Origin of the sequence: Ruegeria sp. HKCCD4315, assembly GCF_013112245.1 — a bacterium.
Taxonomy (GTDB): Bacteria; Pseudomonadota; Alphaproteobacteria; order Rhodobacterales; family Rhodobacteraceae; genus Ruegeria.
The window spans coordinates 2,693,463-2,707,704 of sequence record NZ_WVRN01000001.1 but is presented as its reverse complement, the minus strand read 5'-3'; the positions used below and the strand labels follow the sequence as shown (position 1 = coordinate 2,707,704).

Genomic DNA, 14,242 nt, shown 5'->3' with positions numbered 1-14,242 from the left:
ATCTGGCTAAAAATACCTTCGGGGGTGAATTGGCCCACCGGGCCAAGAGGGGGCAGACAGCCCCCTGATCCCTCAATCCAAAGCGCGCAGGCGTTTGAACAGCGACGACGTATCCCAGCGCCCGCCGCCAAGTTTCTGCACATCCTTATAAAACTGGTCGACCAAAGCCGTCAGAGGCAAAGAAGCCCCGTTGGAATTGGCCTCATCCAGACAAATCCCCAAATCCTTGCGCATCCAGTCCACAGCAAAGCCGTAATCGAAGTGATCGTCCAGCATCGCCTCGTGCCGGTTCACCATCTGCCAGCTTCCAGCCGCGCCCTGACTGATCACCTCGACCACAGAGCGCCCGTCCAAGCCGGCCTTTTCCGCAAAATGCAGCGCTTCGCTGAGGCCCTGTACGACACCGGCGATGGCAATTTGATTGCACATCTTGGTCATCTGGCCCGTGCCGCTCTCTCCGATACGGCGGCAGATCTTTGAGTAAACCTGCATCAGGGGTTCCGCTGCATCATAGGCATCCTGATCGCCGCCACACATGATCGACAGGACCCCGTTTTCCGCCCCGGCCTGACCACCCGAGATCGGGGCGTCGACAAAGGCACACCCTTGCGCTGCTGCTGCCGCATAAAGCTCTAATGTGACAACTTTGGAAACCGTTGTGTGATCAACAAAGATGGCCCCATCCGACATGCCATGAAACGCGCCGTTCTCGCCTGTGCAGACCATGCGCAGATCGTCATCGTTGCCGACACAGGCCATGACAAACTCTGCATCTTTGACGGCATCTCTCGGAGTAATTGCCATGGCACCGCCATGCTGAGCCACCCAGGCTTCAGCCTTGGCGGTGGTGCGGTTGTAGACGGTGACGTCATGACCTGCGGCCTTCAGAAATCCGGCCATGGGATAGCCCATGACACCAAGGCCAAGGAACGCGACTTTTGCCATTTTGTGATCCTCTCGGCTGTTCGACCGTTGTCTGGGGCCGAAATCTTCGACGAAGACAAAGCAAAGCTGCGCCCAAAGGGCAACCCCAAGTCAGCCTTTCCCACCCAGATCCTGTAATATGGGACAATCAGGCCGGTCATCCCCGGCGCAGGCGTCAACCAAATGACTCAGCGTGTCGCGCATGGCGTTCAGGTCCGCGATCTTGGCCTCGATCTGCGCCAGATGATCCCGCGCAACCTGTTTTACATCAGCGCTGGCGCGGGTTTCATCCTCGTACAGCGCCAACAGAGTCCTGCAATCCTCGATGGTAAACCCAAGCGCGCGGGCGCGGCCCAGAAAGTTCAGTTTATGCACGTCCTGATCGCGAAACCGGCGATACCCGTTGTCGTCGCGCAGAGGCTTTATCAGGTCGATGTCCTCATAATACCGGATCGTCTTGGCGGGCAGGCCAGTGCGGGCAGAGACATCTCCAATATTCATGCGTGCACCTCGTTGGTTTCCAAGGTCGAGGTTTCCGGCACGCTGGCGCGGACGCGACGCAGACGCAGAGCATTCGAGACCACAAAAACGCTGGACAGCGCCATCGCACCAGCTGCCAAAGCAGGCGACAACAGATGACCGCCAAACGGATACAGCGCGCCAGCCGCCACCGGGATCAGCAGGACATTGTAACCAAACGCCCATCCGAGGTTCTGGCGAATGTTTCGCATTGTGCGACGGCTGATCTCGGTCGCGTTTGCAACGCCGCGCAGATCGCCCGACATCAGAACCACGTCGGCCGTTTCAATGGCCACATCCGTACCTGTCCCAATGGCGATGCCGATATCCGCAGATGCAAGCGCCGGGGCATCGTTGATCCCGTCGCCAACAAAAGCCAGCGTTCCGAAATTATCCCGCAAAGCCTTGATCGCATCTACCTTGCCGTCCGGCAACACCTCGGCAGTGACGTGATCGATCCCCAACCGATCAGCCAGCGCCTGTGCCGTCCGCGCGTTGTCTCCGGTGATCATGGCCACAGTTAGCCCCATCTGGTGCAACCTCTGCAGCGCTTCTTCGGTGCCGGTCTTGATCGGGTCGGACACAGAAATCGTCGCAGCGGCCTGCCCATCAAGAGCAACGAATAGCGGCGTTGCCCCTTCAGAGGCGCGCTCTTCGGCCTCGTCCGCCAAACGGCCAAGATCAATCCCCCGGTTTTCCATCAGGCTGTAAGACCCGACCAACACTTCTCGACCTTCAACGAGGCCCTGTACACCCAGTCCGGTGATTGATTGGACATTCGACGCCTCGGGCAGAGCAGAAGGGCCGGCCCGAGTGATAGCTGATGCAATTGGATGCTCCGACTGTGCTTCTAGGGACGCAGCGAGCCGCACAACCTCATCCCGGTCAAACCCGTTCGTCGTCATCACGCTTTCCAACTCGGGACGTCCGAGTGTCAGAGTTCCGGTTTTATCCAGCGCGACAATGCGTGCTTGTTGAAGCTGCTGCAATGCATCGCCTTTGCGGAACAATACCCCCAGTTCTGCTGCACGCCCCGTGCCCACCATGATAGAAGTGGGCGTCGCCAGTCCCATCGCACAAGGGCAAGCAATGATCAGGACCGAAACACCTGCCACAAGCGCCAGCGGTAGAGCGGGGCTGGGACCGAAAACCAACCAGAGTATGACGGTGACCACAGCGACGAGAATGACAGCAGGGACAAAACGATAGGTGATCTGGTCGACCAGCCCTTGAATGGGCAATTTGGCCCCCTGTGCTTGCTGCACCATGCGGATAACCTGAGCCAGGACCGTGTCGTCCCCAACGCGCGCGGCGCGTACCCGCAAGGCGCCGGTCCCGTTCACCGTGCCGCCAACAACAGAGGCCCCTTGCGATTTTCCGACCGGCACAGGCTCGCCAGTGATCATGCTTTCGTCGACGTAAGATGTGCCCTCAAGCACTTCGGCGTCCACTGGCATCCGTTCGCCTGGACGAACGCGCAAAATGTCTCCCACAACTATTTCAGCAATAGGACGGTCCTCTGTTCGGCCATCCACTTCGACCCTTGCGGTCTTGGGCTGCAAGCCTACCAGCTTCCGGATTGCGGCGCCGGTTCTGCCTTTGGCGCGCGCCTCCATGAGTCGGCCCAGAAGGATCAATACAACGATGACTGCTGCGGCTTCGAAATAGACATTCGCGGTGCCTTGCGGCAGCACACCCGGGGCGAATGTGGCCACCACGGAATAGAGATAGGCCGCCCCGGTCCCAAGCGCGACCAGCGCATTCATGTCTGGCGTGCCGCGTAACAGGGATGGGATGCCCTTGCGGTAAAACACCCGTCCCGGACCGATCAACAGGGCCGAGGTCAGAGCAAACTGGATAAGCTGACTGGTCTGCGCACCGATGGTGGCGTGTACCCAGTGATGGAATGCGGGGATCATGTGCCCACCCATCTCAAGAATAAACACGGGCAGCGCGAGGACGGCGGCAAGCATCGTGGTGCGGACCAAACTGCGAATTTCGTCATCTTCGCGGCTTTCAGGTTCATGGGCGTTTTGAAGGCGCGCGGGGTATCCGATTCCGGTGATGACCTGTGCCAACTGCTCTGGCGTGGTTGTCCCCGCCGCGTATGTCACTGTGGCGGTTTGAGTTGCGAGATTGACCTGCGCGTCGATCACACCCGGGTTGGCTGCCAGCGCGCGTTCGATCTTGGCCACGCACGAGGCGCAATTCATCCCGTCGACATTCAGATCAACGCATTTGGTTTCAGCAGGATACCCTGCTGCGTCCAGCGCCGCAGTCAGAGCCGTAACCGGCCCGTCAAACGCCACTTGCGCTGATTTGGTTGCAAAGTTGACTGAGGCCGCATCGACACCTGGCACATCGCGCAGGGCGGCTTCGACACGGCCCACACAGGACGCGCAGCCCATGCCGGTGATTTTTAGCTCTGTGAGTGTTTTATGTGCCATGCGACTCGTTCCGCAGCTTGCCTTGCCCTCCAAATGAGGGTTCCAGTCACGGGAAGGTCAAGGGGTCATGGCAAAAATCTATTCTGCTGGCCCGCGTATGTTGAGCTCCATCATGCGTTGATACAGGCGCGGTGAGAGGCTGTTCAGCCACCAAGACAAACGCGCCACACGTCCAACCGGAATCATCGGCTGCGATTTGTCCAATCCTCGCAGGATTGCTTTGGCGGCGGCCTCAGGGCTCATCTCGTCCATACCGTCCTTTGCCGATCCGGGTCTTGCCGTTCCATCGGCCTGCTCTTGTGCGTTGCCCGGGTTGGTGGCCACGAAGGACGGCGCGGCGATCTGAACCTGAACGCCATGAGGTGCTTCTTCGGAACGGAGCGATTTGAAAAAACCCTCAAGCGCGTGTTTCGAGGCCGCATAGGCCGTTCGGTGATAGAGCGGCGCAAACCCTGCCACGGACGAAATCGCAAGATGCGTTCCCTGTGATACCCGAACCGCTTGCAGAAACGCGCGGGCCATTTCAACGGCCGCAAAGTAGTTAATGTCGAACACCATTCGGTGGCTGGCGGCGTCGGACTGATCAAACCCCCGAATTTGCGTGACCCCGGCGTTGTAGATGACCAGATCGATACTCTCGCTGGATTCGATCACCCTTTGGGTTGCGTCAGCAAGCTGTTCGGGGTCTGTCAGATCGCAACCAATTGGCAACTGGTTTGGCCGGGTGTCCAAGCCTGAGACGTCAAGGTCCAGCAACACGACCCGCCAACAGCGGGCTTGGAGGGCTTGGCTCAAGGCCCGCCCCAAACCGCCCGCCCCACCTGATATGACAGCTGTCTTCATAGCCCGGCCTGCTTTCGCCAGAACGCGAACACCTCGGCGCTGGTTTTTTCGGGCGTATAGCCGAATTCTGATTTTAGCGCGGAATTGTCCAAAACCGGTCGATATTGCAGAAACCGCACCTGTTCCGGCCCATAGCGAGACAAGCCAAGCGGGCGTGCCACGGCTAAAGCCGCCCTCAGCGCCCAAGCGGGAAGACGCAGAACCGATTTCCCCATGGCATCGGCCAGATCGGTGACACCCATCGCTCCGTCCCCGGCGACATTGAAGATACCGGGTGGCCCGTCTGTCGCTGCGCGCCGCAGGATGCGGGCCAGATCGTGTGTCCAGATAAAGACAAAAGGACTTTCACTGCCGGTTACGGCCAGCAGGCGGGGCTTGTGAAACAGGGCGGTGATCTGGTTTTCAGTGCCAGCCCCCAACACCGTCCCCACGCGCAGGACCACTTGTTCAAGATCAGGGGCAGTATTGCGGGCTTCCGCCAACAATTCCTCGACCTGTCTCTTGTGGTCGGAATAAGGGAATTCCGGATTGCCCCGCAGCGGGTCACGCTCGCGCAGCGGAATGCGGTTGTCCGCATGATACCCATACGCAGCCCCGGATGATGTGACCACCAGTCTGCGTACGCCGTTGGCAATCGCTGCATTCACCACCTTGCGCGTTCCTTCGACGTCAACAGCGTATGCTGCGCGGCGTCCAGTCTTGGGCGGTGGCGTCACGATTGAGGCCATATGCACGATGACATCCGGCTTCACCTTGGTGATCACGCGGGCAGGGGCATCGCTTGTCACGTCCATGGGCAGGAAGGCGATACATTCAGGCAAAGACTCCGGGCGCTTGAGGTCGGTGGCAAAGACCTCATGCCCTTCAAGTTCCGGCAATAGTGCTTGCCCGACCATGCCGGCGGCGCCTGTGATCAGAATACGGGTCATCGCGCGGCCTCGGTTCGGGCCATGATCGACGCAAGCGCAATGCCCGATATCGCGTGCCAGATGCCCCAGAACGCGGCCACAACGGCCATGCCGCCCAGCCCGTGGAAAAAGGCGAAGATCAAGACCAGTCCAAGCCCTGAATTCTGAATGCCGGTCTCTATGGTGATTGCGCGACGATCAAAGGGGGACAGCCGGGTCAGAGTGGCCACGACCCAACCGCCCCCCAGTGCCAGGGCGTTGTGAAGGATCACAAGCCCGGCGACAGCCCCGGCAAAGCTGAGGAAGAATCCCCAGTTGGCGGCCAAGGCAAGCAAGATGAAAGCCGCGAAGATACCCATCGACAAGTATTGCAGCGGTGCGCGTAAACGTGCGGTCAGGGCGGGACGACGCTGATTCAGTGTGATGCCCAGAACAAGGGGCAGGATCAGCATAAAGCCGACGAGAATGGCGATTTGCACCGGATCGATCTGGGTTTGCTGCAGGATCGCACGGGTCGGTGGATACAGCCCGCCCCAAAGCGCGATGTTGAAAGGCGTCATGAAGATTGCGCCAATAGTGGCAAACGCTGTCATCGACACAGACAGCGCTGCATTGCCGCCCGCGCGATGTGTTATGAAGTTCGAGATGTTGCCGCCCGGACAAGCTGCCACAAGGATCAGCCCTAACGCTATGGACGCACGCGGCTCTGTGACCCAGACCAGCGCAAAGGTCAGTGCGGGCAGGACCACAAACTGAGATACCAGCCCGACAATCACAGGTTTTGGCGCGCGTCTCAGGCGATCAAAATCCCGAGGCGTCAGGTCGATCGCGATCGAGAACATCACAATGGCCAGAATAGAGTTCAGCAACGTCAGCGACGCCGGGCTGAAATTCAGCGTGACTTCGTCGATACCACTCATGCGGCGGCTTTCCGCAGCCGGTCGATCCAGCCAGTGACGGCTTTTCTATAGGTGGCCTTGTCAACGTAGTAAGCCATGCGGGGCAGGTCGATATAGTTCATGCCTCCGGTGGCGCGCCTGTAGTCTTTTTGTTTTTCGGTTTTCAGATCGGCCGCCGCCGGGCAACCGCTTTGAAGACCCTTGATATAGCGCGCCACCATCTCGGCCTGTTCGTGTCTCCCCTGCCAGCCAAGACCCGTGGCCTCGACCATGCCCAGCACAAACAGATCGTCGCGTTCGGGGTGTATGGTGTTCAGGTACAGATGCGGTGCATCGCCCTGCCAGTTCAGCAGGTCCTTGTTGACAAACGGATAGTGCAGCTTGTATCCGGTGGCAGCGAGGATCATGTCATAGTCTTCGCTGGAACCGTCTTTGAAGTGAACGGTGTGACCCTCCAGCCGGTCGATATCGGGGCGAATGCGCAAATCGCCATGACCCGCGTGATACAGGACCAGTGAATTCACCACAGGATGGCTTTCGTAAAGCTGATAATCGGGTTTGGGAAAGCCGTATTTTTGGGGATTTCCGACGAACCAGCTGAGGATCAGGCTGTCGACCTTTCGCTTTAGCCACATGGGCAGGCGGATCTTGCCACCCATCGTGTCAGCAGGTTTGCCAAAGACATATTTCGGGACGAAATAGTATCCGCGCCGCATCGACAGGTCGCAGCGTTTTGCATGGTGGATCGCATCCACCGCAATGTCGCAACCGGAGTTGCCTGCACCCACAACCAATACTCGCTTGCCTTCGAACTGGCTGGGATACCTGTAGTGCGAGGCATGGATCAATTCGCCGTCGAAGGTTCCGGGAAATTCAGGCATGTTCGGTTCCGACAAGGTGCCGTTTGCTATCATAACACCTGCGAAGTCGGCCTGATGGTCACCTTCGGCATCCCTCCAACTGACACGCCAACCATCCCCCGAGTTGCCCAGCGGCGTGATCTGGGTGACTTCTGTGTTAAACCTATAGTCCTTACGCAACCCGAAATGATCTGCAAAAGCACGGAAATAGTCGCGCATCGCCCGGTGAGAAGGGTACTCGGCCACGGCCTCATCCATCGGGAAGTCTTCGAACTCGGTCATGCGCTTGGACGAGATCAGATGCGCTGTCTCATACATGGTTGATCTGGGGGCATCGATGTCCCAAAGACCGCCCACATCCGAATGCAGCTCGAACCCTTGAAATGCGATGCCCTGTTCTTTCAGCACCTTGGCCGCGGCCAATCCCATCGGTCCCGCCCCGATCAGGGCGAATGCGTCGCGCGTTTCTGTCATGAACCCTCCCGAAGTTCGTGAGGCTTAACTTGAACGAACGACCAAAATAAGGCAAGGTGAAAATCATGAGTCTAAAAAACATAGTAAAACCAAGGCAAAGAGCGCCATCCAAGCGGTCCTTGGAGACGCGCGCGCGGATCATGGATGCTGCGGAATTGATCTTTGCCGAACGGGGATTCGAAGGTGCCTCGATCCGCGATATTGCCGCTTTGGCGGGTGTGCAGATTGGCCTTGTACACCATCACGGCGGCGGGAAAGAGGAGCTTTTCTATCGTACCGTCGCCCGCCGCGCGGATAAACTGGCGCAGTTACGAGTCGACAAACTGAACAAAGCCAGGGCCGAGGGGCCGCTGACATTGCGCAGCATTCTGGACAGTTTTATCCGTCCCTATGTAGAGCTGGCTGAAACGGGTGGTCCGGGCTGGATGGCCTATGGCCGACTGGTTGCGCATGTGTCCGTCGATCCACGGTGGAGCGACATTGCCGCCGAGTGTTTCGATCCGACGGCCCAGCAATTTATAGCAGAGATTGCTGCGCTTTATCCTGATGTTGATCCGGCGGTGCTGGCCAGTGGTCAGGTGTATTCGGTTTCGGCCATGTTGGCGCATCTCAACAGCGGTTGGCGCGTCAGGGCGCTGTCGCAGGGCGGTGAACAGCCTGACATAGAGCCGCTGGTCGAGTTTTGCGCCGCAGGCATTGCAGCAATGGTCCAAGCCGGTCGAGACTGATCGCCTTTCAATCCTGCTGCAGGTGATCAACTAGCATTGTGCTGAATACGGAAGGCGATGTGCGCACGGCGCTGGGTGACGCGAAAAACCCAAACATCAGGATCAGCAATATCAAGGCCGCCGCTGCAAGACACACGACCGAGAGTTGAACGACTGAACGAACCATTGCGCAAAATCCTTTCCTGTAATTCGTAAACCCGGGTCGCCCAACGCGTTAGCTGGACTTTGCCAATTCCTGCTTCAGCCGCTCATTCTCGGCCTGCAGCTGGGCCAGCTGTTGTCCAAGAGTGTTCAGATGGGGGCGCAGCTCGGCTTCGGTGAAGCGAGGGGTGATGTGACGCGGGCAGTTCCAGTCCAGTGCCTCGATACGGATGATTGCTGCCCGTTCCGCCGGGGCCTCGGCCCCTTTGGGATATAAACTGGCTGCAGCGGCTTCACCTTCAGTAAATTCGACACGTCCCAGGATCTTCAGGCGGCGCTGGTTGGCGTAATCCATCAGGATCATCGCGATCCGATCATTCCCATCCAGATTGCCGCGCGAGATATACTGCTTGTTGCCAGAAAAATCCGCATAGCCGATGGTCTGCGGCCCCAGTACTTTCAAAAACCCAACAGGACCACCGCGATACTGCACATAGGGCCAGCCGGTTTCAGACACCGTCGATTGGTAGAACCCGTCACGTGCCTGAATGAACTCTTTCTCGGGCTCGCCGATCAAGTGGCCCTGCTGTGGCCCACTTTCGATGAACTTGGCATAGGTTTTTGCCGACCCCATACGCTCTTGATGGGCGCGGACGGCAGGGGTGAAGGCGCGTTCGGAAAAGGCACGGGGCATGATAATTCCTTTCAAAGACCCAAGTCTGACAGTCCGGGATGATCTTCGGGGCGTTCGCCTTGCGGCCAGTGAAACAGACGGTCATCTTCGTTGATCGGAAGATCGTTCAGCGAGGCGTGGCGGTGGGACATGCGCCCGTCTTCGGCATATTCCCAGTTCTCGTTACCATAAGAGCGGAACCACTGGCCGCTGTCGTCTCGCCATTCATAGGCATAGCGTACGGCAATGCGATGTCCGGCAAAGGCCCAGAGTTCCTTGATCAGGCGATAGTCCAGTTCCTTGCGCCATTTGCGCGTCAGGAAGGCGTGGATGTCGGCATGGCCAGTCAAAAACTCGGCCCGGTTTCGCCATTGACTGTCCTCGGTGTAGGCGGGCGTCACCCGGTCGGGGTCGCGACTGTTCCAGGCGTTTTCTGCCATCCGCACTTTCTGAGTCGCGGTTTCAAGCGTGAAAGGAGGCAGAGGAGGGCGAGACATGGGGCAAGGACTTTCAGGTGAGTGATGCGGCCAGAAGGGCCATGGTCAGAAGGAACGGAACGTACTGAGGTGGGAAAATGCTGGCGCGACGTTTCATCGGTCAAATCCTCTGGTGTACAGATCGGTTAATTTTCGACTTCAAAGTGTACCGATCTGTTAACTTATGCAAGGGCAAACTTTAAAAAATTTCAGATTGAGACTGTCTGGTCAAATAAAGCAATTTAAAATCAATCACTTGATTTGGTGTTATTGTACTTCGCGTTTCGGGTTAATATGTACAGAACGGTACACTATGGAGCCGAATCATGCGCCCAAACAAACGGGACGAACTGGTGAGCAAGGCCCTGAAGGTCTTTTATCGCGATGGGTTCCACGCGACCGGCATGGACAAGCTGGTGGTGGAAACGGGTGTGTCCAAAACGTCGATGTACAAGCACTTCCGCACCAAGGAAGAGCTGATCCTTGCGGCTCTGCGTTTGCGGGACGAAAGCTTTCGTGATTGGTTTCTAAAGCGAATTGACGAGATGGCGGAAACGCCAGCCGAGCAAATCCTCGCCAGTTTCGATGCGCTGAAAGAATGGTTCGAAGAAGATGAGTTCCGGGGGTGCATGTTCATCAAGGCAGGCGCTGAATTCCAGGACCCGGATCACCCGATCCATGTACAGGCTGCCGAACACAAGCAATTCCTGCTGGACCATTTCACTTCGGTTGCCGAGCAAGCCGGTGCTTCAGACCCGCATAAACTGGCCTGTCAGATCGTACTGTTGCAAGAAGGGGCTATTGTCTCGGCCGTTCTGCTTCAACAATGCGATCCGGCGCAAGACGCCAAGGATGCAGCGGCAAATCTGCTGGATGCGGCATTATCCTGAACCTGCTCAAGAAAAAATGGTTCTTTCAGTTTTGGGCATGAGACGTTGCGTTGTTCGACGGCAGGACGCGGCGTCACATGCATTGGCGTGAATCAGGCGGAACGCTAGGCTTACTGGAAAGATTGTCTGGAGAGCGTTCGATGCCACTTTTCACTTCCACCGCAGCGTGGGTCACCGACGAACACCGCATGTTTGCGGATATGGCAGGCCGGTTCATGGATGATGAACTGACGCCCAATATCGAAACCTGGGTCGAAAACGGCGTGGTGGATCGCGGCTTTTGGCGCAAGGCGGGTGAAACCGGGCTGATGGCGGGTGCAATCCCCGAAGAGTATGGTGGTGTCGGCGGCGGCATGGGGTTCGATGCAATCACCGCCTACGAACAGGGCGCGCGTGGCGATGCCGGGTGGGGCTATGGCATTCAGTCGATTGTGACGCATTACCTCACCGCCTACGGCAGCGAAGATCAAAAGCACAAATGGCTGCCGAAACTTGCTTCGGGCGAAATGGTCGGTGCTTTGGCGATGACGGAACCCAGCACCGGGTCAGACGTACAGGCGGTTCAGACGACGGCCGAGAAAGACGGAAACTCGTATCGGCTGAACGGCTCGAAAATCTTCATCACAAATGGGCAGTCCGCCGATCTGATCATTGTGGCAGCCAAGACAGACAAATCCGAAGGCGCGCGTGGTGTGTCTTTGATCGTGGTCGAAACCGAAGGGGCCGATGGTTTTCGCCGGGGGCGGAACCTTAAAAAACTGGGCATGAAGGGCAACGATACGGCCGAGTTGTTCTTTGAAGACGTCAAGGTGCCAATGACGAACCTGCTTGGGGCCGAAGAAGGGCAGGGCTTTTACCAGCTTATGAAGCAACTGCCGTGGGAACGGCTGAACATCGCGATCATGGCGCTGGGCGCGATTGATTTCGCTATCGCTGAAACGGTCAAATACGTGCAGGAGCGTAAAGCCTTTGGACAGCGGGTGATGGACTTCCAAAACACCCGGTTCAAGCTGGCGGAATGCAAGACCAAAGCCGAGGTTCTGCGCAGCTTCATCAACGATTGTGTTGCCAAGCTGGAAGCCGGCGAGCTGGACGCCGCCACCGCTTCGATGGCCAAATATTGGGGTTCAGAGGTGCAGAACGAGATCATGCATGAATGTCTGCAGCTGTTCGGCGGCTATGGCTTCATGATGGAATACCCGATTGCGCGTCTATATGCGGATGCGCGGGTACAGATGATCTACGGCGGCACCAATGAAGTGATGAAAGAGTTGATCGCACGCTCGATCGACGTTTGAAGGTTTCCGGGCGGCGTCCCGCCCGTTTGCGTCATTTCTCAAAAAAAGACCTCTTCGGTGCGTATGCATCAAGAGGTCTTTTTCGTTCCGATTGCGCCTGAACGAGTCCGCTTGCAAAGCGTTGTTTTCGGTAAGATGATCCGCGCAAAAGACTCAGAGGCCAGATGTGAACGATCCCGAAAATGCTCTTTGGCGCAGCACCTGCTCCGAGACGGTCTCAGCCCTACCCCTGAACGCAGACACCGAAGTTGATCTGGCGGTCATTGGGGGCGGATATACCGGATGCTCAGCGGCATTGACGGCAGCCCGCAGTGGCGCGTCGGTATGTCTGCTTGAGGCACAAGAGATCGGCTTTGGCGGATCGGGTCGCAATGTCGGTTTGGCCAATGCTGGCCTCTGGCTTCCGCCTGAAGAAATCCGTGCTCATATCGGAAATGCGGCGGGTGACCGCCTTATTGATCTGCTGGCCCAAGCGCCCTCAGACGTGTTCGCGTTGATCGAGAAGCACGGCATCGCCTGTGAACCTGTGCGCAACGGAACCTTGCATTGCGCGCATTCCGCCGCCGGACTGAAAGACCTGCAAACGCGTCACGCACAGCTGAGCGCGTCAGGTGCACCGGTTGAACTGCTGTCGGTGGATCAGGCGCGGGAAAGAACCGGTAGCGATGCCTTCCATGGGGCGTTGTTCGACCCTCGTGCAGGAACCATACAGCCGCTGGCTTATGTGGTCGGATTGGCGCGAGCGGCGGCGCAGACCGGGGCGCAGATACATGGGCAAAGCCCGGTGCAGACCATGCGCCATGAAAACGGCCAATGGGTGCTTAATACACCGAAAGGGGTGGTGCGGGCCAAGTCCCTCATTCAGGCGACCAACGCCTATCATCTTGGTTTGCCAAATACCGCGCCCGCCTATGTGCCGGTTTATTATTTCCAATACGCGACCGCTCCGCTGTCGCATAACTTGCGCGCTAGTATTCTGCCGCAAGAAGAAGGGTGCTGGGACACTGGTTTGATCATGACCTCTTTCCGCCTGGATCAGGCGGGCCGCATGATTATTGGCGGCATGGGCGACCTTGGCAATGCAGGTCGGAGCGCACACACCGCCTGGGTCCGACGCAAACTGGCAGAGCTTTACCCTCAACTCGCCGACCAGCCGTTTGAGCAGGGATGGCACGGCCGGATCGCCATGACTTCGGACCATATCCCGAAGATCACGCAGATCGGCCCGAACGCTTTGGCCGCCCACGGGTATTCCGGTCGCGGCATCGGACCCGGCACGGTGTTTGGTCGCATGATGGCCGAAAGCCTTCTTGCCGAAGACCCGTCGCGTTTACCGATGCCCGCCGTGCCCGAGCATCGCGAAAGCTGGACACGCGTGCGCCGCGCTTTTTTCGAATCCGGCGCAGCATTGACACATCTGGTAAAGGCACGGTTCTGAGGTCAGACAGACCGGGTGATGCCGCCATCCACCCGGATATTCTGTCCAGTGATGTAGCCGCCCCCTTCAGATGCCAACAGGGCCACGACCGAAGCGATCTCGTCATAGCTGTGCCCATAGCGCCCCATTGGAATGCGACTGCGGAACTCCTCTTTCTCGGGCAGACTGTCAATGAAACCCGGAAGAACGTTGTTCATGCGGATGTTCTCGGCGGCATATTTGTCCGAGAACAGCTTGGTGAATGCGGCCAAACCAGCCCGTAACACGCCCGAGGTTGGAAATACCGGGTCAGGTTCGAATGCGGCAAAGGTTGAGATATTGATGATCGACCCACCACCCTGCGCCTGCATGATCGGCGTGACCAGTCGGGTCGGACGGACCGCGTTCAGGAAATAGACATCCATGCCGGTGTGCCAATCCTCATCCGTCAGCTCAAGGATCGGGGCGCGGGGGCCGTGACCAGCGGAATTGACCAGTACGTCAATACGCCCCCAATGGGCCATCGCGGCATCGACAAGCTTTTGCAAATCCTCGGTGGACTGGTTCGAGCCGGTCACACCGACGCCACCCAGCTCTTGGGCCAAGGCTTCGCCTTTGCCAGAGGCCGACAAAATACCAACCTTGAACCCATCTGCTGCCAGTCTGCGTGCGGAATCTGCACCCATGCCGCTGCCGCCGGCTGTGATAAGAGCTACTTTTTCCATCTGACATCTCCGTTTTCATT

At 58.0% G+C, this 14,242-nt stretch carries 13 protein-coding genes and 1 pseudogene; 4 read left to right on the top strand and 10 right to left on the bottom strand.

Going from position 1 to position 14,242, the window contains the following annotated elements:
- Positions 1 to 72: 72 nt before the first annotated feature.
- The 7 genes and pseudogenes from GS646_RS13440 to GS646_RS13410 form a co-directional block, all read right to left on the bottom strand.
- Positions 73 to 960, bottom strand: a pseudogene (locus GS646_RS13440) (NAD(P)-dependent oxidoreductase); the annotation flags it as partial.
- A 75-nt stretch (positions 961 to 1,035) separates the two neighbouring features.
- The gene (gene cueR, locus GS646_RS13435) at positions 1,036 to 1,425 is read right to left on the bottom strand and encodes a Cu(I)-responsive transcriptional regulator (protein ID WP_171091548.1); all 390 of its coding nucleotides are present in this window, start codon (positions 1,423 to 1,425) and stop codon (positions 1,036 to 1,038) included.
- Positions 1,422 to 3,890, bottom strand: coding sequence for a heavy metal translocating P-type ATPase (locus GS646_RS13430; protein WP_171647814.1), 2,469 nt, complete (start codon positions 3,888 to 3,890; stop codon positions 1,422 to 1,424). Before GS646_RS13430 ends, cueR begins: the two co-directional genes overlap by 4 nt.
- A gap of 78 nt (positions 3,891 to 3,968) precedes the next feature.
- A complete protein-coding gene (locus tag GS646_RS13425) occupies positions 3,969 to 4,733 on the bottom strand; it encodes an SDR family oxidoreductase (RefSeq protein WP_171186302.1) in 765 nt (254 codons plus the stop codon).
- Positions 4,730 to 5,662, bottom strand: coding sequence for an SDR family oxidoreductase (locus tag GS646_RS13420; protein ID WP_171186300.1), 933 nt, complete (start codon positions 5,660 to 5,662; stop codon positions 4,730 to 4,732). Before GS646_RS13420 ends, GS646_RS13425 begins: the two co-directional genes overlap by 4 nt.
- Positions 5,659 to 6,561, bottom strand: coding sequence for a bile acid:sodium symporter family protein (locus tag GS646_RS13415; protein ID WP_171647816.1), 903 nt, complete (start codon positions 6,559 to 6,561; stop codon positions 5,659 to 5,661). The genes GS646_RS13420 and GS646_RS13415 overlap by 4 nt, the downstream gene beginning before the upstream one ends.
- Positions 6,558 to 7,874, bottom strand: a complete 1,317-nt coding sequence (locus GS646_RS13410) for an NAD(P)/FAD-dependent oxidoreductase (RefSeq protein ID WP_171647818.1) — start codon at positions 7,872 to 7,874, stop codon at positions 6,558 to 6,560. The genes GS646_RS13415 and GS646_RS13410 overlap by 4 nt, the downstream gene beginning before the upstream one ends.
- Before the next feature lie 65 nt (positions 7,875 to 7,939).
- Between GS646_RS13410 and GS646_RS13405 the strand changes: the two genes are divergently transcribed.
- Positions 7,940 to 8,602 (top strand): TetR/AcrR family transcriptional regulator, encoded by a 663-nt coding sequence (locus tag GS646_RS13405; protein ID WP_171647820.1) that lies wholly within the window; start codon positions 7,940 to 7,942, stop codon positions 8,600 to 8,602.
- A 214-nt stretch (positions 8,603 to 8,816) separates the two neighbouring features.
- On the opposite strand, the gene GS646_RS13400 is transcribed toward GS646_RS13405, so the two are convergent.
- Entirely contained in the window at positions 8,817 to 9,437 is a 621-nt protein-coding gene (locus tag GS646_RS13400) for a pyridoxamine 5'-phosphate oxidase family protein (protein WP_171647822.1), read from the bottom strand.
- Between the two features lie 11 nt (positions 9,438 to 9,448).
- Positions 9,449 to 9,913, bottom strand: coding sequence for a nuclear transport factor 2 family protein (locus GS646_RS13395; protein WP_171186292.1), 465 nt, complete (start codon positions 9,911 to 9,913; stop codon positions 9,449 to 9,451).
- Positions 9,914 to 10,218: 305 nt separating this feature from the next.
- On the opposite strand from GS646_RS13395, the gene GS646_RS13390 reads away from it, so the two are divergent.
- From GS646_RS13390 to GS646_RS13380, 3 genes are all read left to right on the top strand, one after another.
- On the top strand, positions 10,219 to 10,782 hold the full coding sequence (locus tag GS646_RS13390; RefSeq protein ID WP_171186290.1) for a TetR/AcrR family transcriptional regulator: 564 nt from the start codon (positions 10,219 to 10,221) through the stop codon (positions 10,780 to 10,782).
- A 140-nt stretch (positions 10,783 to 10,922) separates the two neighbouring features.
- Positions 10,923 to 12,080, top strand: a complete 1,158-nt coding sequence (locus tag GS646_RS13385; protein ID WP_171186288.1) for an acyl-CoA dehydrogenase family protein — start codon at positions 10,923 to 10,925, stop codon at positions 12,078 to 12,080.
- Between the two features lie 166 nt (positions 12,081 to 12,246).
- Complete coding sequence (locus tag GS646_RS13380; protein WP_171186286.1) at positions 12,247 to 13,518, top strand: FAD-binding oxidoreductase; 1,272 nt, start codon at positions 12,247 to 12,249, stop codon at positions 13,516 to 13,518.
- A gap of 2 nt (positions 13,519 to 13,520) precedes the next feature.
- Here GS646_RS13380 and GS646_RS13375 read toward each other — a convergent pair whose 3' ends face one another.
- A complete protein-coding gene (locus GS646_RS13375; protein ID WP_171186283.1) occupies positions 13,521 to 14,222 on the bottom strand; it encodes an SDR family oxidoreductase in 702 nt (233 codons plus the stop codon).
- Positions 14,223 to 14,242: the final 20 nt, after the last annotated feature.